This is a genomic window from Winogradskyella sp. MH6 (genome assembly GCF_022810765.1).
Lineage (GTDB): Bacteria > Bacteroidota > Bacteroidia > Flavobacteriales > Flavobacteriaceae > Winogradskyella.
In genome coordinates this window covers 766,115-788,572 of the sequence record NZ_CP094494.1, presented here as the reverse complement: position 1 = coordinate 788,572, position 22,458 = coordinate 766,115, and the positions used below count along the sequence as shown (strand labels likewise).

13 protein-coding genes are annotated in these 22,458 nt (G+C 35.0%); 12 read left to right on the top strand and 1 reads right to left on the bottom strand.

Annotation, left to right across the window (positions count from 1 at the left end):
• Positions 1-13 precede the first annotated feature (13 nt).
• The 11 genes from MST30_RS03640 (at position 14) to MST30_RS03590 (ending at position 19,467) form a co-directional block, all read left to right on the top strand.
• Entirely contained in the window at positions 14-1,360 is a 1,347-nt protein-coding gene (locus tag MST30_RS03640; RefSeq protein ID WP_243473051.1) for an MFS transporter, read from the top strand.
• Entirely contained in the window at positions 1,361-2,017 is a 657-nt protein-coding gene (pgmB, locus tag MST30_RS03635; RefSeq protein ID WP_243473050.1) for a beta-phosphoglucomutase, read from the top strand.
• Between the two features lie 37 nt (positions 2,018-2,054).
• A complete protein-coding gene (locus tag MST30_RS03630; RefSeq protein ID WP_243473049.1) occupies positions 2,055-4,361 on the top strand; it encodes a maltose phosphorylase MdxK in 2,307 nt (768 codons plus the stop codon).
• 37 nt (positions 4,362-4,398) lie between these two features.
• Complete coding sequence (locus MST30_RS03625) at positions 4,399-6,342, top strand: glycoside hydrolase family 13 protein (RefSeq protein ID WP_243473048.1); 1,944 nt, start codon at positions 4,399-4,401, stop codon at positions 6,340-6,342.
• Between the two features lie 2 nt (positions 6,343-6,344).
• The gene (locus MST30_RS03620) at positions 6,345-7,322 is read left to right on the top strand and encodes an alpha/beta hydrolase (RefSeq protein WP_243473047.1); all 978 of its coding nucleotides are present in this window, start codon (positions 6,345-6,347) and stop codon (positions 7,320-7,322) included.
• A 45-nt stretch (positions 7,323-7,367) separates the two neighbouring features.
• Positions 7,368-9,848: a TIM-barrel domain-containing protein gene (locus tag MST30_RS03615; protein ID WP_243473046.1), complete on the top strand. Its 2,481-nt coding sequence runs from the start codon at positions 7,368-7,370 to the stop codon at positions 9,846-9,848.
• 56 nt (positions 9,849-9,904) lie between these two features.
• Complete coding sequence (locus MST30_RS03610) at positions 9,905-11,797, top strand: alpha-amylase family glycosyl hydrolase (RefSeq protein WP_441372747.1); 1,893 nt, start codon at positions 9,905-9,907, stop codon at positions 11,795-11,797.
• Positions 11,798-11,799: 2 nt separating this feature from the next.
• Positions 11,800-13,215: an alpha-amylase family glycosyl hydrolase gene (locus MST30_RS03605; RefSeq protein ID WP_243473045.1), complete on the top strand. Its 1,416-nt coding sequence runs from the start codon at positions 11,800-11,802 to the stop codon at positions 13,213-13,215.
• Complete coding sequence (locus MST30_RS03600) at positions 13,215-14,870, top strand: alpha-amylase family glycosyl hydrolase (RefSeq protein WP_243473044.1); 1,656 nt, start codon at positions 13,215-13,217, stop codon at positions 14,868-14,870. Before MST30_RS03605 ends, MST30_RS03600 begins: the two co-directional genes overlap by 1 nt.
• A gap of 2 nt (positions 14,871-14,872) precedes the next feature.
• Positions 14,873-16,990: a glycoside hydrolase family 97 protein gene (locus MST30_RS03595; RefSeq protein WP_243473043.1), complete on the top strand. Its 2,118-nt coding sequence runs from the start codon at positions 14,873-14,875 to the stop codon at positions 16,988-16,990.
• Between the two features lie 179 nt (positions 16,991-17,169).
• Positions 17,170-19,467, top strand: a complete 2,298-nt coding sequence (locus tag MST30_RS03590) for a GAF domain-containing protein (protein WP_243473042.1) — start codon at positions 17,170-17,172, stop codon at positions 19,465-19,467.
• Here MST30_RS03590 and MST30_RS03585 read toward each other — a convergent pair.
• The gene (locus tag MST30_RS03585; protein WP_243473041.1) at positions 19,457-20,728 is read right to left on the bottom strand and encodes a Pycsar system effector family protein; all 1,272 of its coding nucleotides are present in this window, start codon (positions 20,726-20,728) and stop codon (positions 19,457-19,459) included. The two genes, MST30_RS03590 and MST30_RS03585, sit on opposite strands and share 11 nt — an antisense overlap.
• A 165-nt stretch (positions 20,729-20,893) precedes the next feature.
• On the opposite strand from MST30_RS03585, the gene MST30_RS03580 reads away from it, so the two are divergent.
• Entirely contained in the window at positions 20,894-22,456 is a 1,563-nt protein-coding gene (locus MST30_RS03580; RefSeq protein WP_243473040.1) for a protein adenylyltransferase SelO, read from the top strand.
• Positions 22,457-22,458: the final 2 nt, after the last annotated feature.

Below are 22,458 nucleotides of genomic sequence, written 5' to 3'. Positions count from 1 at the left end.
ATAACATACTATTATGAAAAAGCGCAGGTTAAGCTTCATGGAAATCTGGAATTTAAGTTTCGGGTTTTTAGGAGTCCAAATGGGTTTTGCTTTGCAAAACGCTAATGCGAGTAGAATACTTCAAATTTTTGGTGCAGACGTACATGAATTATCATGGTTTTGGATTGTTGCTCCATTAACAGGATTAATTGTCCAACCTATTATTGGTCATTACAGTGATAAAACTTGGACAAAGCTAGGTCGAAGAAGACCTTATTTTTTGGTAGGTGCTATATTGGCATCTCTTGGTTTGATTTTAATGCCTAATTCTGATATGTTTACGGCATACATGCCAGCATTGTGGGTTGGAGCAGGTATGTTAATGATAATGGATGCTTCATTCAATGTGGCAATGGAACCATTTAGAGCACTGGTTGCAGATGTACTGCCTTCAGATCAACGAACATTAGGTTTTAGTGTTCAAACTGTATTGATAGGTATTGGTGCGGTTATTGGGTCTTGGTTACCATACGTATTAGCTAATTGGTTTGGGGTAACTAATGAAGCTTCTGTTGGCGAGGTGCCTTTAAATTTACTCTTGTCATTTTTTATTGGAGCAGCAGTTTTAATAGGAAGTATTTTAATTACTGTAATAACTACAAAAGAATACACACCAGAAGAAATGGAGCTTATCCATGAAGCTGAAGGTGAAATTTTGGAGGAAGAGTCTTCAAGTTTACTAAATATCTTTTCGGACTTTGCTAAAATGCCAGATACCATGAGGCAGTTGGCTTGGGTTCAATTCTTTTCTTGGTTTGGTCTTTTTGGTATGTGGGTGTTTGCAACACCTGCAATAGCATCTCATATCTATGGTTTAGATATATCAGACACGCATAGTAAAGGTTTTCAGGATGCGGGAGATTGGGTTGGAATTCTTTTTGGTGTTTACAATTTAGTTTCTGCTGTATATGCATTTTTCTTACCAGCAATAGCAAAAAAAGTTGGTCGTAAAAAGACCCACTCATATTCATTAATAATAGGTGCTCTGGGACTATTGTCTCTTTATGTTCTTCCTGATAAGAATTGGTTGATTCTGTCTATGGTTGGTGTTGGAATTGCTTGGGCAAGTATTCTAGCTATGCCTTATGCTATTTTAGCAGGTTCTATTCCTGCAAGAAAGATGGGTGTCTATATGGGTATTTTTAACTTTTTTATAGTTATACCTCAAATTTTAAATGCACTAATAGGTGGTCCAATGGTGAAGTACTTATATAATGACAAACCAATTTTTGCACTTGTTTTAAGTGGTGTGTCCTTTATTATAGCTGCTTTATTAGTGTCCAGAGTTCATGATGTAGATGAAGTAATAGAAAATAATTAAATGAATAAAAAAGGATTCATATTCGATTTAGATGGTGTCATTGTAGATACCGCAAAATACCACTTCTTGGCGTGGAAAAAACTAGCCAACGACTTAGGTATAGACTTTACCGAAGAAGAAAACGAACAACTAAAAGGTGTAAGCCGAGTAAAATCACTCGAAAAGATTTTAGCTTGGGGAAATAAAACCCTTTCAGAAAAAGATTTTAATCAGCAAATGGCTAAGAAAAATGAAGATTACTTAAGCCATATTGCTAAAATGGATGAATCCGAAATTCTTCCAGATGTACCAAAAGTACTTAACTTCTTAAGTAAAAATAATCAACCTATATCGCTTGGTTCGGCAAGTAAAAATGCCAGAACCATTTTAGAGCGTGTTAATTTAAAAGAACAATTCAATGCTATTGTAGATGGAAACGATGTTACCAAAGCAAAGCCAGACCCAGAAGTGTTTTTGATAGCTGCAAAACTATTAAATGTAGCGCCAGAAAACTGCATCGTTTTTGAAGATTCAGTGGCTGGTGTAGAAGCGGCTAATGTTGCCAATATGATTTCTATTGGTATCGGAAGTGAAGATGTATTGGGACATGCCGATTATGTATTCAAGGATTTTACTGAGATCTCAGAAGAATTCATAGAAAAATTGATAAACGAATAAAAATAAGCCTTTGTTCTTGGCTCAAAATAAGAAATAAATGAACTTAGATTATATCATACCTAACGCTTGGTCAATCATCGAAGAAGGATTCGACCCAAACAAAGTTAAAGCTTCAGAAAGTATCTTTAGCTTAGGAAATGGTGCAATGGGACAACGTGCCAATTTTGAAGAGAGGTATTCCGGACCTACGTTTCAAGGGAGTTACATCGCAGGTGTTTACTATCCAGATAAAACTAGAGTAGGTTGGTGGAAAAATGGTTATCCAGAGTATTTTGCTAAGGTGTTAAATGCACCAAACTGGATTGGTATCAACGTTATGATTAATGATGAAACTTTAGATCTGCATACGTGTAAAAAGGTTGAAAACTTCAGACGTGAACTTAGTATGAAAGAAGGTTGGCTGTCTAGAAGTTTTACAGCAACACTTCAAAATGATATAGAAGTTGAAGTTAATGTGAAACGTTTTCTAAGTCTTACAGAAGATGAAGTTGGTGCTATAAATTATGAAGTAAAACCACTAAATGCTGACACTAAAGTAACCTTTCAGCCATATTTAGATAGTGGAATTACAAATGAAGATACCAACTGGGACGACCAGTTTTGGGATACGCAAGATGTAGTTCAAGATGGTGAAAAAGCATTCATCAAAGCCAAAACAATGAAAACAGAGTTCCATACCTGTACATTTATGGAATCTCGTATTTTCCATAATGGAAATGAAGTTGAAGCTAACGCAACAGTTGATAAATCTTCAAACAAAATAGCATTTACATATACGCAAAATGCAAAGCAAGGCGAGACCGTTGCTATCCATAAATTTGGTGGTTACACGGTTGATAGAAATCACGATAAAGACCAATTAATCAATGCAGCAAGTTCAGTTTTAGACACAGCTGTAAAAGCTGGATTTTCAAACTTGTTAGAATCTCAAAAAGAAGCTTGGGCTAAGATTTGGGATATGGCAGATATTACCATTGATGGAGACTTAAAAGCGCAACAAGGTATTCGATTCAATATCTTTCATTTAAATCAGACCTATTTAGGAACAGACCCACAATTAAACATTGGTCCAAAAGGATTTACAGGCGAAAAATATGGTGGGAGTACGTATTGGGATACCGAAGCGTATTGTATTCCATTTTATATGGCGACCAAAGACCAAAGCGTTGCCAGAATGTTGTTAACCTACAGATATAAGCATTTGGAAAAAGCCATTGAAAATGCTGAAAAATTAGGCTTTAAAAATGGTGCAGCTTTATATCCAATGGTAACAATGAATGGTGAAGAATGTCACAACGAGTGGGAAATCACTTTTGAAGAAATCCACAGGAATGGAGCTATAGCATTCGCTATTTACAACTATTTCCGTTACACAGGAGACTTCAGTTATGTGCCAGAAATGGGACTTGAAGTATTGATTGGTATCGCAAGATTCTGGCACCAACGTGCAACCTTTTCAACATACAGAAACAAGTATGTCATTCTTGGTGTAACTGGTCCAAATGAGTACGAAAACAATATTAATAATAACTGGTACACGAACTACATTGCACAGTGGTGTATTAAATATGCTGCAGAATGCATAGACAAGGTTGAAGCTGATTATAATACAGATTACACACGTATTATGAATAAGGCTAAATTATCTAAAGCTGAGGTTTCGGAGTGGTTAGAAGTAGCAAATAATATGTACTTCCCACATTCTGAAGAACACAATGTATTCTTGCAACAAGACGGTTTCTTAGATAAGGAATTAATCACTGTGGCAGATTTAGACAAGTCACAACGTCCAATTAACCAAAAGTGGTCTTGGGATAGAATTTTACGTTCGCCATACATTAAGCAAGCAGATACTTTACAAGGGTTTTATTTCTTTGAAGACCATTTTACCACTGAAGAGTTAGAACGTCATTTCGATTTTTATGAACCATTTACGGTTCACGAAAGTTCATTGTCGCCTTGTGTACACAGTATTCAGGCAGCTAAGTTAGACCGAATGGAACAAGCTTACACGTTCTACTTAAGAACATCGCGTTTAGACTTAGATGACTATAACCACGAAGTACACGAAGGACTTCACATCACATCAATGGCTGGTACCTGGATGAGTATTGTAGAAGGTTTTGGTGGTATGCGAGTTAAGGACAATATGCTAACTTTTGAACCTCGCATTCCTGAGCAATGGGAAGGCTATTCATTCAAAGTGAATTTTAGACATCAAATTTTAAAAGTTATCGTTAATCAAGGTAAAACACACTTTGAAGTTGATGGTGACAAAGATTTACAAATAATAGTTAATGGGGAAAAGGTAACCATTTCACCAAATAACTTAGTGACAGTTTAAGCTGCTAAGTTTTACAAGAACATTAAATACATTAATTATGAAGAAATTATCATTAGTTATAACACTTTTTTCAATCGTTTTAATGTGGTCTTGTAAAGAAAAGGCAGATTCTACAACGACTGAAACTGAAGATCAGCCAGTAGTTGAAGCAAATGATATTGATAAGATTGAACCGCCATTTTGGTGGACAGGCTTTAAAAACAAATCGCTTCAACTTTTAGTAAAACATCCAAATATTGGAAGCACCAAAGTTGAGATTTCAAAATCTGGAATCACACTTAAAGAAGTCCACAAAGCCGATAGTCCAAACTATCTGTTTTTAGATTTAGAAATTGCTGAAGGTGTAAAGCCAGGTCAATTCAATATTGTTTTTAAACAGGAAGATGGCACTGAATTAACGCAAACCTACGAGTTAAAAGCCAGAGAAAAATCTGCTGAAGATTATGTAGGTTTCAATAGTTCTGATGCTATTTATCTTATTACACCAGATCGTTTTGCAAATGCCAACCCAGATAATGATGAGGTTGAAGGTTTACTGCAACAAGGCATCGATAGAACGGATGGTTATAAGCGTCATGGTGGAGATATTCAAGGAATTACTGAGCATTTAGATTACATTGATGAGATGGGCTTTACTGCGGTTTGGCCTTGCCCAGTTTTAATCAACGATATGCCAAGAGGTTCGTATCATGGTTACGCCATGACCGATTTTTATAAAGTAGATCCACGTTTCGGAACCTTAAACGAATATAAAAACTTAGCCAACCAACTTCATAGTAGAGATATGAAACTTATTATGGACCAAGTGGCTAACCACTGCGGATTAGAACATTGGTGGATGAAGGATTTACCATTTAAAGATTGGGTAAATTACCAAACGCATTACGAGCAGAACAAGGATAATTGGAACAGAGAAACAACAAAAATGTCTAATCATAGACGTACTACAAATCAAGATCCTTATGCTTCCAAAGCAGATTACGAAGGCATGTCACAAGGTTGGTTTGTGCCTAGTATGCCAGACCTAAACCAGAAAAACCCATTTATGGCTAAATATATTATTCAGAATAGTATTTGGTGGGTAGAAGTTTTAGGTTTGGATGGCATTAGACAGGATACTTATCCATATCCAGACAAGGATTTTATGAGCGATTGGGCAGGAGCCATTATGACCGAATATCCAAATTTCAGCATCGTTGGAGAAGAGTGGAGTTTAAATCCGTTGCTAATTGCGTATTGGCAAGAAGGACATGTCAATAAAGATGGCTATGATTCTAATTTAACATCGTCAATGGATTTTGCGATGCAAGCAAAATTAGTTGAGGCTTTAAATGAAGATGAAAGTTGGAACAATGGTTTGGTAAAGATATATGAAGGTTTAGCAAATGATTTTGCTTATACCGCACCAGAGAAGATTATGGCTTTTCCAGATAATCACGATATGAGTCGAATTTTCACTCAGCTCAAAGGAGATATTATCAATACAAAAATGGCATTGAGTTATCTTTTGATGTTGCCGAGAATTCCACAAATTTACTACGGAACAGAAATCTTAATGAACGATTTTGATAAGCCAGGAGACCACGGATTAATCCGTACAGATTTCCCAGGAGGTTGGCAAGGCGATACAGTAAATGCATTTACAGGTGAAGGTTTGACATCAGACCAAAAAGAAATGCAATCCTTTTTAAAGACCGTTTTAAATTACAGAAAAACGAGTGAAGCTATTCACAAAGGCAAGACAAAGCATTTTGCACCTTTTCAAGGCACTTACTTTTTATACCGTACCAATGGAGACGAAACAGTGGTTCATATTATGAATAAAAATGATGAGCCTATTGAAATTGATTTAAAGTATCACGAAGAAATGGGATTGAAAGGCAAAACCTTAAAAAACATCATTACAGGAGAAACTTTAACTTGGGGAGATAGTATAAAACTCAACGAGAAAGGAAGTTACATCTATACCACAAAATTGTAATTATGAAGTCTTTAAATATCCTTTTTTGCTTAAGTCTGATAGTTTTTTCCTGTAAAAATGAAAACGCAAAACAAGAAACTTCTGAATCCGAAACAATTGAAAAATCAACAATTGAATTCAAAACGGTTGAAAATGCCAAACTAGCTGCTGGGAAACTGTTGCGAGTAGAAGATTTTCCGTCAGAATACATTAAACCAAGACCAGTTGATGTTTGGTTGCCTGAAGATTATTCCGAAGACAAAAAATACAATGTCTTATATATGCACGATGGCCAAATGTTGTTTGATAGTACCACAACTTGGAACAAGCAAGAATGGAAGGTGGATGAATGGGCTTCAACCTTAATGTCAGATAGAAAAACTAAAGATTTTATTGTAGTTGGTGTTTATAACATTGCAGATATTCGTTGGCAAGATTTATTTCCTCAAAAAGCTTTTGATTACATTTCTGAAGAAGCAAAATCAGAATTAAAAAGTATAGCAGGTTCAAAAGATTTTAAGTTGAATGGTGACAACTATTTAAAGTTTTTGGTTGAAGAATTAAAACCAGTAATAGATAGTACGTATTCAGTTTATAAAGATCGAGAACATACATTTGTGATGGGTTCTAGTATGGGAGGTTTAATGTCTATGTATGCCATTAGTGAATATCCAGAAGTGTTTGGTGGTGCAGCCTGTATATCCACGCATTGGGTTGGTGCAATGCCAATTGACAATAACCCTTATCCAGATGCCATTTTTAAGTATATGGAAGCCAATTTGCAACAAGCTGGACAACACAAATTGTACTTCGATTACGGTAACAAAACTTTAGACGAACATTATCCACAATACGCACCAAGAGTTGACGCGATTTTAAAACAAAAAGGATACACAGAAGATAACGCCAAGAACTTGTTTTTTGAAGGTACAGACCATTCGGAAAATTCTTGGAACGCTAGGTTAAATCAACCTTTATTGTTTTTTTTGGGAAATAATTAATTGGCTTTGTCATTCCTGCGAAGGCAGGAATCTATTTTAAATTATATGAAACATATCATCCTATACATCTCTATTTTCTTCATAACGGTTTCAGTAGTTGCACAAAACCCAAACCGTGTATACCAATCGCATCAACTTGAAAATGGAAAATTAAGTGTTACCACTAACGATGGTGAATATGTATTTCAATTTTATTCTCAAAATACTATTGAGACCACGTTTATTCCAAAAGGCGAAAGTCAAAAAAAAGAAAGTCACGCTGTAGCTCAACATAATAAAAACTCTGATGTGAGTCTTAAAATAACTGATGGTGGTATTATAGAATTTATTGGTTCAAACAGTTTAAAGGATTGTTTGCCTTCAAACCTCAATTGTAACTATTTTACAACAGTAAAAATCCAGAAATCCCCCTTCCAAATCTCATACTACTACAAGGACAAACTCATTACTTCTGAAAAACGTGGTTACTACAAAAGTAAGCACGAGCCAATGGATATGGTAAAAGGCAATATCGTTGCCGATTCCACCGAAAAAATAGAATTCAATTTATCAAAAGATGAAGTGTTGTACGGAGGAGGAGCAAGAGCTTTGGGTATGAATCGCAGAGGACATCGTTTGCCATTATTCAATAGAGCGCATTATGGTTACGAAACATATAGCGAATTAATGAATTTCACAATGCCAATCGTATTATCGTCTAATCAATATATGATTCACTTCGATAATGCACCAATTGGATACTTAGATTTAGATAGCAAAGACGATAACACCTTAACTTACGAAACAGTTTCAGGACGTAAAACCTATCAAATTATTGTAGGTGAGTCGTGGTATGACATGCTGAATAATTACACCAATCTCACAGGAAAGCAACCTATGTTGCCACGTTGGGCTTTGGGCAATTTTTCAAGCCGATTTGGGTATCACTCACAAGAAGAAGTTGAAAACACGATTTCAAAATTCAAAGAAGAAAAAATTCCTGTAGATGCTATTATTTTAGACTTGTACTGGTTCGGAAAAGATATACAAGGTACCATGGGAAATTTGGAAGTCTTTAGAGATTCATTTCCAGATTTTGAAGGCATGGTAAAGCGTCTCAATGATAAAGGTGTAAAAACCATAACAATTACAGAGCCTTTTGTGTTGACTACGTCAAAAAAATGGGATGAAGCAGTTGCCAAAAACGTATTAGCGAAAGATTCTGTAGGCAATAATGCTAGGTATGATTTTTACTTTGGTAATACAGGACTTATTGATATTTATAAACCAGAAGGAGATCAATGGTTTTGGAACATTTACAAAGATTTAGCCAACAAAGATGTGGCTGGTGTTTGGGGAGATTTAGGTGAGCCAGAAGTGCATCCAGATTGGGTGCAACATCATACTGGTTCAGCTTCAGAAGTTCATAATATTTACGGTCACGATTGGGCACGTTTAATCTATGAAGGTTATCAACGCGATTTTCCAGAAACAAGACCATTTATTTTAATGCGTGCTGGTTATTCTGGTAGCCAACGCTATGGAATGGTGCCATGGTCTGGTGATGTTAACAGAACTTGGGGAGGATTGCAAAGTCAGCCGGAAATTGCGCTTCAAATGGGAATGCAAGGGTTGGCCTATATGCATAGCGATTTAGGTGGTTTTGCAGGCGCAAATTTAGATGACGAATTGTATGTGCGTTGGTTGCAGTATGGTGTCTTCAATCCAATATTTAGACCTCATGCTCAAGAAGAAGTGCCAAGTGAACCAGTGTTCAGAAGTGAAAAAGCAAAGCGATTGGCAAGTTATGCTATTGCGATGCGATATAGGTTGCTGCCGTATAACTACAATTTAGTTTATGAAAATCACAAATACGGAAAACCATTAATGCGTCCACTAATGTTTGAAGAGCCAAGTAATCCTGAGTTATTCAATTATACCAAAACCTATTTATGGGGAAATGATATTTTGGTATCACCAGTTTTAGAAGCTGGTAAAAAAGAGCAAGACGTCTACTTCCCAAAAGGTTCAAAATGGTTTGATATTGAAACCGATAATATTACCGAAGGAGGTACAACAAAAACCGTTCAGTTGCGAGAAGATTTTATCCCTGTTTATGTTAGAGCAGGTGCTTTTGTTCCTTTAACCGATGTGGTTCAAACTACCGAAAATTATGATGATAGTACATTTCAACTACAATACTATCACGATACTTCTGTAAAAGAGTCTGAGAGAGAATTCTATTTTGATAATGGAAAAACAGCCAATTCAATCGAGAATGAAGCTTTTCAAATTTTAGAGTTTGAAGCCGAAGTTGATGGCAATTGGTTAGAAGTAGAGTTTGAAGCTAAAACAGGAGCTAACTATTCAGCAGACACAAAAAACATTGCTTTAACAATCCACAACATTGAAAATAAACCAAAGAAGATTAAAATAGGAAAGGAAAAGGTTGAAGGGAAGTATAATTCAAAATATAAAACTCTAACGCTTAATGTGACTTGGGATACTGCAACCGAAAAAGAAATTAAAATAAAATTAGACAGATAAAACTAAATACCAAGACCTAGTTAGGTTTTCAAAACCTTGCAGGTCTACAATTGATAATGAAAACAAAAACAACATATATTATAGCTTTTCTATTGCTTACCTTTTTGGCTTGTAAAAATGAATCAAAAGAAAAGACTACACTTACCGAAAAAACAGTAGAAAAAATGCCCAAAATAAAAAAGAAGGAAGTCGTATATCAGGTGTTTACACGTTTATTCGGAAACACAAATACAACCAATAAACCTTGGGGGACACTTGAAGAAAATGGAGTTGGTAAATTCAACGACTTTACAGACAAAGCACTTGCTGAAATCAAGGATTTAGGAGTGACGCATATTTGGTACACAGGTGTACCACATCACGATGTAATTACAGATTACACAAAATACGGCATTTCAAATGATGATCCAGATGTGGTGAAAGGTCGTGCAGGTTCCCCTTATGCTGTAAAGGATTATTATAACGTGAATCCTGATTTAGCTGAAAATGTTGAAAATAGATTACAAGAGTTTGAAGCTTTAATAGAGCGTTCACATAAGGCAGGCTTAAAAATTATAATCGATATTGTGCCAAATCATGTGGCGCGTAATTATCAAAGTCTAACTAATCCTGAAGGTACAACGGATTTTGGTGCAGAAGATGATAAAACCGTGACTTACGCAGTCAATAATAACTTTTATTACAATCCAGGCGAAACTTTTGAAGTGCCAAATTGGGAAAACGGTTACCAACCTTTAGGTGGCGAAAATCATTCAGAAGCCGATGGTAAGTTTGAAGAAGTTCCAGCAAAATGGACAGGCAATGGTTCAAGAGCGTCGCAACCTAAAATGCACGATTGGTACGAAACTGTAAAAGTTAACTACGGAATAAATCCAGACGGTCAAAAGGATTTTGATGAATTGCCTGAAGGTTTTGATAATGAAGATTACAAAGCACATTATAACTTTTGGAAAGACAAAACCGTACCAAGTTCTTGGGTAAAGTTTAAAGACATAGCCTTGTATTGGACAGCAAAAGGCATTGATGGTTTTCGTTTTGATATGGCAGAAATGGTACCTGTGGAATTTTGGAGTTATATGAATTCGCATATCAAGATGAAGAATCCTGATGCATTTCTATTAGCTGAGGTTTACCAACCACATTTGTACAGAGATTACATTAAAAAAGGAAAAATGGATTATCTGTACGATAAGGTGCAATTGTACGATACCTTAAAACACGTAATGCAAGGTCACGGTAGCACAAACAATATTCCACCAATTCAAGAGGAATTGAAAGATATTGAACACCACATGCTTCACTTTTTAGAAAACCACGATGAGCAACGTATTGCGAGTCCAGATTTTGCAGGTAATGCCGAAAAAGGAAAGCCAGCAATGGTGGTTTCTGCAACTATAAGTACATCGCCAACAATGGTATATTTTGGTCAGGAATTTGGTGAAAAAGCTGAGGAAGATTTAGGTTTTGGCGACCCAACACGAACTTCGATTTTTGATTATGGAAGCGTGCCAAGCGTTGTGCGTTGGGTAAACAATAAGCAGTTTGATGGTGGTCAATCTACCGAAGATGAAAAATCATTGAGAGACTTTTACAAGCGCTTATTAAACTTCACGATTAGCAGTGATGCCTTAATGGGAGACTATCAAGATTTACAACATTACAACCAACAACATACAGAATGGTATAATGATAAAGTATTGAGTTTTGCACGTTGGAGTGAAGATGAAAAACTAATCATAATTTCAAACTTTAATACCGAAAACAATTATGGTTTTGAATTGCAATTACCAGAAGATTTGGTCTCAAAATTAGAGTTGAAAGATGGGAATTATGAAGTTGAAGACCAGTTGTACAAGAATTATACTTCAACTTTAAAAGTTGAAGACGGTAAAGCCCAAGTTCGTATTGATATAAAACCTTTAGAATCATTCATACTTAAAATAAAGTAATCATGAAAAAACTAATATTTACCTTTTTTGCAATTGCTCTGTTTGCAAGTTGCAAAGAAGAAAAAAAGGAAACTAAAATAGTAGAAGACGAGCCAAAAACCAGTGTAGAAATCGAACCGATTTCAGATGAGATTTTGGAAACGGCTGTAATCTATGAAGCCAATATTCGTCAATACTCGCCAGAAGGTACTTTTGATGAATTTACCAAAGACATACCAACGCTAAAAGAACTGGGTGTAAAAGTCATTTGGTTAATGCCAGTCTTTCCTATTTCTGAAACCAAACGAAAAGCCGAGGGAGGAAAGTTTGCTTCAGAATTTCCAGAAGAGGAACAGGCTAAATATTTAGGGAGTTATTACGCAGTAACCGATTTTACTAAAATCAATCCTGAATTTGGAACTAAAGAAGATTTCAGAAAATTAGTTAAAACGGCTCACGAGAATGGCATTTATGTCATTTTAGATTGGGTACCAAACCATACAGGTTGGGATCATGAGTGGCTAAAAAATCATCCAGATTATTATACACAAAACAAAGATGGCGAAGTTGTTCATCCAGAAGGTACAGATTGGACGGATGTTGCAGATTTAAACTACGACAATCAAGACATGCGTAAGGAAATGATTGAGGATATGTTGTATTGGGTAAAAGATGAAGGTGTAGATGGCTTTAGATGTGATGTTGCAGGTTCTGTGCCTGTCGATTTTTGGGAAACGGCTATTTCTAAGTTAAGAAGCGAGAAAAACGTTTTTATGTTAGCTGAAGCTTGGGAGCCAGAATTACTAAAAGGCGAACTGTTTGATATGGCGTATGCTTGGAATGGTCACCATTTAATGAATGGAATGGCAAAAGACGAAAAAACAACTCAGGATTTTGATGAGTATATGGCTAAAGTTTCAACGGATTATGAAGCCGATGATATTCTTATGAATTTTGTGACCAATCACGATGAAAACTCATGGAATGGAACCATAAAAGAGCGCATGGGAGATAAAAAAGACATATTTACTGCACTAGAATATATGATGCCAGGAATGCCATTAATTTATAGTGGACAGGAGTATGATATGGCGCATCGCCTTAAGTTTTTTGAAAAAGATTCTATCCCGAAAACTAAGGGTGAATATTTCAATTTGTTAAAAAAACTAGGAGAGCTTAAAAACACCAATCCAGCCTTGAATGGTGGTAAAAATGCTGCTGATTATAAGCGTTTGGAGTCAGAAACTGATATTTTAATGTTTGAACGTTCTAAAGGTGATGAAACTATTTTGTTTGTTGGGAATTTTTCAAACGAAGGAAATAAAATCACTATTCCAAAAGGTGTATACTTAGATTATATAACAAACAATAAAGCGATACTTTCAGGTGATGCTTTTGATATAAAGCCTTGGGCATTTCACATTTTAATCAAACAATAATGTACAAATATTTTTTAGTAACCATTATAGCTTTTTCAATGCTTAGCTGTAAAGAAAATAGAACTGTAGTCGAAGAAAAACCAAAGGCGCCATTTGTTTGGGAAGGAGCGAATCTCTATTTTTTGTTAACCGATAGGTTCAATAATGGGGATACATCAAACGATGTTAACTTCAATAGAACAAATGAAACAGGAAAATTGCGTGGTTTTGAAGGTGGCGACATCAAAGGGATTACACAAAAAATAAAAGAAGGCTATTTTACCGATTTGGGCATCAATGCCATTTGGATGACACCAATCGTAGAGCAAATCCATGGAGGAACAGACGAAGGAACAGGAGTCACTTACGGTTTTCATGGTTATTGGGCAAAAGATTGGACAAGTATAGATCCAAATTTTGGTACTAAAGAAGATTTACACGAATTGGTAAAAGAAGCGCATGCTAGAGGCATTCGTATTGTGTTGGATGCAGTGATTAATCACACAGGTCCTGTAACAGAAAAAGACCCAGTTTGGCCAGAAGAATGGGTGCGTACAGATGTACAGTGCACTTATGATAATTATGAACATACCGTAAGTTGTACTTTGGTGAAAAACCTACCAGACATCAGAACTGAAAGCAATGAAAATGTAGAGTTACCTCCGCAACTGGTTGAAAAATGGAAAGCTGAAGGACGTTTTGAGCAAGAAGTAAAAGAGTTAGACGAGTTTTTCGAAAGAACTGGCCACCCAAGAGCACCACGTTTTTATATCATGAAGTGGCTTACAGATTACATCACCGAGTTTGGTGTTGATGGTTATAGATGCGATACAGTAAAACATACCGAAGCCTATGTGTGGGAAGAATTCAAAAAAGAGTGTGATTATGCTTTTGCGGAATTCAAAAAGAACAATCCAGAAAAAGTTATGGATGATAATGATTTTTATCTGGTAGGTGAAGTTTATAACTACGGCATCAGTGGAGGAAAAATGTTTGATTATGGTGATAAAAAAGTGAACTATTATGATGATATGTTCAATGCGCAAATCAATTTCGAATTCAAATGGAATGCTAAAGGAAATGGTTACGAAGAATTATTCAAACGTTATTCAGGTATTTTAAATAACGAGTTGAAAGGGTTTGGTGTATTAAATTATTTAAGCTCTCATGATGATGGTGATCCATTCGATCCTAAAAGGGAAAAACCATTTGAGACCGCTAACAAATTACTGTTATCTCCAGGAACATCACAAGTATATTATGGTGATGAATCTGCAAGATCTTTAGTGATTGAAGGCACTCAAGGTGATGCAACCTTACGTTCGTTTATGAATTGGGATGCTGTAAAATCAGATATAAAAACAAAAGAAGTCCTAGAACACTGGCAAAAATTGGGTAAATTTAGAGAGCGTCATCCGTCTATTGGAGCTGGTACTCACCAGATGATAACTCAAGAACCGTATCTGTTTTATAGAAGTTATCAAAAAGGTGACTTTAATGATTTGGTTGTTATAGGTTTAGATTTAGATAAAGGCGAGAAAATTATTGATGTATCCAAAATTTATGAAGAAGGCACTGTATTGAGAGATGCTTATTCAGGTGAAACAGCAACCGTAGAAAATGGAAAAATTACTATTAATTCAGATTTTAATATCGTACTCATCGAAAAAGAATAACTATGAAATTTAAATATATTTTACCTCTATTTGTTTTAGCGCTTTATGCTTGTTCAACAGAAAAGGAACAGATCCTAGAGGTCAAATCACCTAACTCTGAAATAGCTGTTAACTTTAATGTTAATGCAAAAGGAAAACCGTTTTACACTGTTATGTTTAACAATAAAACAGTTGTAGATACATCGTATTTAGGTTTCGATTTTAAGGATGCTGAAGACTTTGGCGAAAACTTCAAAATAAAGCATACAGCAACATCATCTTTTAACGAAACTTGGCAAATGCCTTGGGGTGAACAATTGGATGTAGTAAACAATTACAACGAGTTAAAAGTAGAACTTCAGGAAAATAATGAAGCTGCACGCTCAATGAACATTGTTTTCAAAGTATATGACGATGGTATTGGGTTCAGATATGAATTCCCTGAACAAAACGGTTGGACAGAAGCACTGATTAAAGATGAGCATACAGAGTTCAATTTAACCGAAGACTATAAAACGTTTTGGATTCCTGGTGATTGGGATATTTATGAGCATTTATATAATACAACAAAACTATCAGAATTGGATGCATTGCAATACGCTAACCATAATGACTTAGCGCAAACGTATATCCCAGAAAATGCGGTTAACACACCTGTGACAATGGTTGGTGAAGATGGCACGCATTTAAGTTTTCATGAAGCCGCTTTATTAGATTATTCAGGAATGACTTTGAAGGTTGATACTGAAAATTTTGACTTAAAAAGTAACCTTGTTGGTTCTAGAAACACAGACTACAAAGTTAAAAAAACAGTGCCTTTTCACACTCCTTGGAGAACCATTCAAATCACTGATAATGCATCAGAATTAATAGAGTCAAAACTTATTGTGAACTTGAACGAACCAAACAAGTTAGGAGATGTGTCGTGGTTTGCACCAATGAAATATACAGGTGTTTGGTGGGAAATGCACTTAGGGAAATCCTCATGGGACTATGGTATGACACAGAATATGAGTACTTGGACAGACACAGGAGGAGCACACGGTAAACACGGAGCTACAACTGAAAACGTTAAGAATTTTATAGACTTCTCAGCAAAAAACAACATGAAAGGTGTTTTGGTTGAAGGCTGGAATACAGGTTGGGAACACTGGATTGGTTTTGAGGATAGAGAAGGAGTATTCGATTTTGTGACGCCATATCCAGATTACGATTTAGACGAGGTAACACGATATGCCAAAGAAAAAGGTGTTCAAATTATCATGCACCACGAGACATCTGCAGCAACAGAAACTTATACAAAACAACAAGATACAGCTTATGCTTTAATGCAGAAATATGGTATGCATTCGGTGAAATCGGGTTACGTTGGTAAGATTCTTCCAAAAGGAGAATACCATCACGGACAGTATATGGTAAATCACTATAACAATGCAGCTATAAAGGCAGCGGAATATGAAGTTGCAGTTAATGCGCACGAGCCGATTAAAGCAACAGGTTTACGTAGAACTTATCCAAATATCATTTCTCGTGAAGGTTTAAGAGGTCAAGAATTTAATGCCTGGGCTAGTGATGGTGGTAATCCGCCAGAGCATTTGCCAATTGTAGCTTTTACAAGAATGTTGTCTGGTCCTATAGATTTTACACCTGGTATTTTCAATATTAAGTTTGATGAATACAAACCAGACAATCAAGTAAACACCACTATTGCTCAGCAATTAGCTTTGTATGTGGTGATTTATAGTCCTATACAAATGGCTGCTGATTTAGTAGAGCATTACGAAGCGAATCCAGAGCCACTTCAATTTATAAAAGATGTTGGTGTAGATTGGCAACAAACCAAAGTGTTAAATGGCGAAGTTGGAGATTATGTAACTATAGCAAGACAAGAACGTGAAACAGGTGATTGGTTTGTTGGTGGTATTACAGATGAAAACGCAAGAACTTTAGATTTAACGTTTGACTTTTTAGATGATAACCAAAAGTACGAAGCTATCATCTACAAAGATGGAGAAAATGCACATTGGGATAATAATCCATTAGATATAACAATTGAAAAAATAGAGGTTTCTAAAGGTTCTAAATTAAGTCTAAAATTAGCTGAAGGTGGTGGTTTTGCTATAAGTATAAAGAAGATTTAGTTCTTGGTTTATTATAACAAATATTAGTGTAAGTTCGTCTAAATAAACACGACTACATTAAAAATTTGTAACTTAGGAAATAAAACTACTTTTATTCATTGAATATTTATAACCATAAAGAGTCGCCTTTAAATATAAAGGTTAGCTTTAATAAGCTACTAGAAACGTATGAACTGCTTATGCACTCCGATAGTAAAGCAGTGGTCTCTAATGCTGAGCGCGTATTAAAAATAGCTAAAGAAAACCCTATTTTAAGAGACGGTTTTAGCGATCCTTCTTTGTTTGAAAAGTACGAAGATGAAATAGCAGGTATCCTTCAAGATTCATTCAGTCCTATTTTAACTCATAACGAAATTAAGACGGCATCAATTCCTTTACAGGATGTGGTGTTTAATGCTTCCGAGCGCTTTAAAACGATTTTGAAAGATGCTGGTGAAGATTTCGAATTAGAAATTAAAAATCTTCCAGAGGATCATAATTATATTATTGCTTGTTCTATTATACTAAAGGTTTGTTATGGTTATGACCTAAGTTTTAAAAGGCCTTTTTTTTATGAAATTCCAGATAAAAAAGGCGTAATGCGTTATTATAAAATTCTGTATAATGCAGATTTTATAGAAATCACTCCAAATGAGAATGCTATAAAGATTACTCCTGAGGATTATGACCAACTCATAGATGGTTTTGAGGATTTAGAACTCTGGAAAGCAAAATTCCCACCAAATAGTTACGACTTCAAAGGATTTGTAATCTCAAATGTTTTTGATGTTACAGACGACCAATCTATATCTAACATAAAATCGTCTTTACTCGGTAAAGGCAAACGAAAAGACGAAGCCTTTATGGAAGATTTCCATGAAATTTTTCGTTCGCTTTTAGGGATAAAGGATATTAATGTTGGTTTTTCAATTTACAATAAGGATGACGATTCTTTCGTAAGGGTATATGGTACCGGAATGACAAGCTATCTTCTCAATGAGTTAGAAGCTTCTTACTGTAAAGATGCCTTATGTGAATGGTCTTATAATAGGTTGCTTAAAGAGAAGAAGTATTTTACTATTTCTAATGTAAAAAACATGTATGAGGATTCAGATTGTGATGAACCTCACATTAAAGTGTTGTATGAACAAGGTATACAAAGCGCCATCTTTGCACCAATTGCAAATGACGAAGGGTTGATGGGTATCTTAGAAATAGTATCTGAACAGCCAAGGGTTTTAAATAGTGTTAATGTTAATAAACTTGTGGATGTTATGCCTTTTATCGTTTCTGCTGTAGAACGATCAAAAGCAGAGGAAGAGAATTTAGTAGAAGCTATAATTCAGAAAGAATGTACTTCAATTCACTCTAGTGTACATTGGAAGTTTGTACAAGAGGCAAGAAATTATATCAAAAAACAATACCAAACTGGTGAATCACCAACGTTTAAGAAGATAGCTTTTGATAATGTATATCCATTATTTGGGCAAATAGATGTTAAAGGGTCTTCTAATGCAAGAAACGAGGCAACACAAAAAGATTTATCGCTTCAATTAAGTTTGGCAGAAAAAATATTGAATAAAACACTTCAGAAGAAGAGTCTACCTATTTTAGAGCAGATTAAATTTCAGGTAAATGAATACTGTAATGATTTAAGGTCAAATTTTAAAGTAGATAGCGAGCATGCAATCTCCGTTTTTTTGAAGGATGAGGTTAAACCTGTTTTTGAGTTGATTGCTCAAACCGAACCTGATATCAAAGAGGACATCGAAGACTATTTTAGTAAAATAGATGAAGATTTAAATGTTATTTATTTCTACAGAAAGCATTATGATGACACGGTAAAATTAATCAATACCAATATGTCCTCTTTACTTGATGAAAAACAGCTAGAAGCGCAAGAAATGTACCCTCATTTCTTTGAACGCTTTAAAACTGATGGTGTAGAGCATAATATGTATATAGGCGAATCTATTACTAAGCAAGATAGTTTTAATACGATTTACCTCTATAATCTAAGGTTGTGGCAGTTACAGGTAATGTGCGAAATGGAAAATTCGTATTATCAAAATCAACACGAATACCCGATAAGTTTAGATGTTGCTTCTATGGTATTGGTGTTTAATCAGCCGCTTTCAATTCGTTTTAGAATGGATGAAAAACGTTTTGATGTAGATGGTACTTATAACGCACGTTACGAAGTAGTTAAAAAGCGTGTAGATAAAGCTTTTATAAAAGGAACAGAAGAGCGAATTACCGAAAAAGGGAAGCTAACCATTGTCTATTCTCAAAAAGAGGATGAAGATGAATACAAAAGGTATATTAGCTTTCTGCAGTCTAAAAACGTCCTAGATAAAGACATGGAAGTTTTAGAGCTCGAAGACTTACAAGGTGTCACAGGATTAAAAGCATTAAGGGTAAGTATTCTGTATCATAATGAAAATGATGATAAGAACTTCTACACTTACAATGATTTAATGGAAACCATTAAATCATAAAGTCAATATTGCTTTCTTTTTTTGAATTTATAAAACCTGTTTCGGTATTGGTTTCGGGCAAAACATCTTTAATGTCAACGTTAGGATTGTCTTTTACAGCAATAGCAAATGATATTAAAGAGGTTATAATTCCTATCATAAATACAGTATAGGTTATTCTTAACAATCTGTATTTACGTTCCAAAACTTTTCCCAGAAAGTATAAATCTTTCGTAAGTGCCTTATAAATATAATCTTTGTCTTTTACCATTTCTCCTATAGCCCATTCAAACTCTTTGAGTTCCATTTTATGAAAGTTTCCAAAAAAACTAAGATTTACCTCTTGGTTTTCTACATCTTCTTTGGTAAACTCTCCACTAGTAACGTTGGGTCTAGTTGCTACAATTGAGAGCACCATAGAAATTACACAAAACGATAAAAATATTACTGTAGGCCACGTCAAATAAGGATTAGTGTCTAATTTTGAAATAAGATTGGCAAGTACAACCGAAATTATAATAGCATTAACCGAGAGTAGTATATTGGCTTTTGTATCGGCAATATCACTCAGTTTAATGTGATTTCTTAGTGCAGTTCTATAGAATGTTTGTACACCACGCTCTGGGCTTTCATTTTTGTATTGTGCTTTGTATTTAGCTTTTAGTTTTTCAACATCGAGTTTCTTTTTGCGTTTTTTCTTTTTGCCCATCAACTTAGCCAAGTTCTTCTCTTTTCGAGGCTGCCAGTTTTTTAAGGCATATTCTGTGTAAAAACTATGAGCAGTAAGAACTTTAATGTTTTCTGCTCGCCATTCAGCAGGCGAATAGCTTTTAATAGCTCTAAGCTCAAGTTCTTTTCTAAGAAATTCACTAGCCTCATCAAAATACTTCTTGCCAAAATGCGATATATCAGCATCTCTAATAATTTCTTCAAGTTTGTTGCTAGGTGCTTTATCATATTTTGTTGCCATAATGCAATCTGATACAGCTTTGATGATAGCCTCATCAACATCGTTTTCTTTTAAGAAAGTTTCAGCAAGCTTTGCGCTTTCAGCCTCATGATTTTCAGCGCTAACAGTATAACCTATATCATGTAATAAGGCAGCAAGTTCCAGTATTTGAGCTTCTTCTTTAGTAACTTTAGAATTCTCAATAAGTTCTCGAGTACTTTTTAATACGCGTTGTGTGTGTGTGTAATTATGGTATATAAAAGTGTTAGGAAGTTTATCGGATAAAAGATTAAAAACATATTCCTGTGTGTCTTCAATAAGAGACTTTGCCATAAGTAACGTAGATTATTAATTAGGTCTAAATTACGAAAATTACAAGACTTAACATTTAATTAGTTTAGTTAGTAATTACTAAATTGTATTTTTATACATAGATATTACAATAAGTCGCAACCACCAACATTACATTTCAGACTTAAGAGTCTTCATAACGTCTATATGGAATTAAAAATAGCAGATAGTTTTAATAAGGAGTTATCGCCCGACACCAATTTGGATAATGCCAGAAGAAAAGTATTTGGTGCTATGTATTCTTATGTAAAGCCAAAAGTACCTTCATCTCCAAAATTAATTCATGTATCTCAAGAAATGATTGAAAGTTTAGGGATTGATACAGTTGATGTTGGTTCTAAGGATTTTTTAAATGTTTTTTCAGGTATTGAAGTTTATAAAAATACAGAACCATATGCTATGGCTTATGCAGGACATCAGTTTGGTAATTGGGCTGGACAGTTGGGAGATGGCAGAGCAATCAATTTGTTCGAAGTTGTGCACAATCAAAAACGTTGGGTTTTACAGTTAAAAGGAGCAGGAGAAACTCCTTATTCTCGCCAAGGAGACGGATTAGCAGTTTTAAGATCATCTATTAGAGAATACCTTTGCAGCGAAGCCATGCACCATTTGGGAGTGCCAACAACTAGAGTTCTGAGTCTTATGCTTTCAGGAGATGATGTCTTAAGAGATATGCTATACAATGGTAATGCAGCTTATGAGAAAGGCGCAATTGTTTGTAGAGTGGCACCAACGTTTGTTCGGTTTGGTAATTTTGAATTGTTTGCGTCTAGAAATGATATTGAAAATCTCAAAAAGCTTACAGATTATACCATAAAATACTTTTATCCTAAGCTTGGTGAACCTTCTAAAGAAACTTATATCAAATTTTTTAAAGCGGTTACAGATAGAACTTTAGATATGATAATCCATTGGCAACGTGTCGGTTTTGTGCATGGTGTTATGAATACAGATAACATGTCAATTTTAGGCTTAACGATAGACTATGGACCTTATGGTTGGTTAGAAGATTTTGATTTTGGGTGGACACCAAATACCACAGATCGAGAACATAAACGTTATCGTTATGGTAATCAGCCAAATATTGCACTTTGGAATTTATTGCAACTTGCTAACGCATTATATCCTCTAGTTGAAGAAGCAGAACCTTTTGAAACTGTTTTAAATCAGTATCAAACAGATTTTGAAATTCAATTTTTGAACATGATGCGTTCAAAATTAGGATTAGAAATTATTGAAGAAGGAGATAAGAAATTGGTTGAAGATTTAGAAGAATGTCTTTTATTGTCTGAAACCGATATGACCATTTTTTATCGATTACTGTCTAATCATAGAAAAGGAAAAGCTGAAGAAAGTTTAAAGGTTGTAGAAGAGGCTTTTTACAAACCTGAAGAGATTAAGGACGAAATAGAAATGAAATGGAAATCTTGGTTTAATAATTACGACAAAAGATTAAAATTAGAAGAAGCAAATGACCAACAACGCCAAACCCAAATGAATGCTGTTAATCCAAAATATGTGCTTAGAAATTATATGGCACAATTGGCTATTGACGATGCAGATAAAGGTAATTACGATTTGTTGAATGCGCTGTTTCAATTACTAAAGTATCCTTACGACGAACAGCCAGAAAATGAAAAATGGTTTGCTAAACGACCAGAATGGGCAAGGCATAAAGTAGGATGCTCTATGTTGTCTTGCAGTTCTTAATT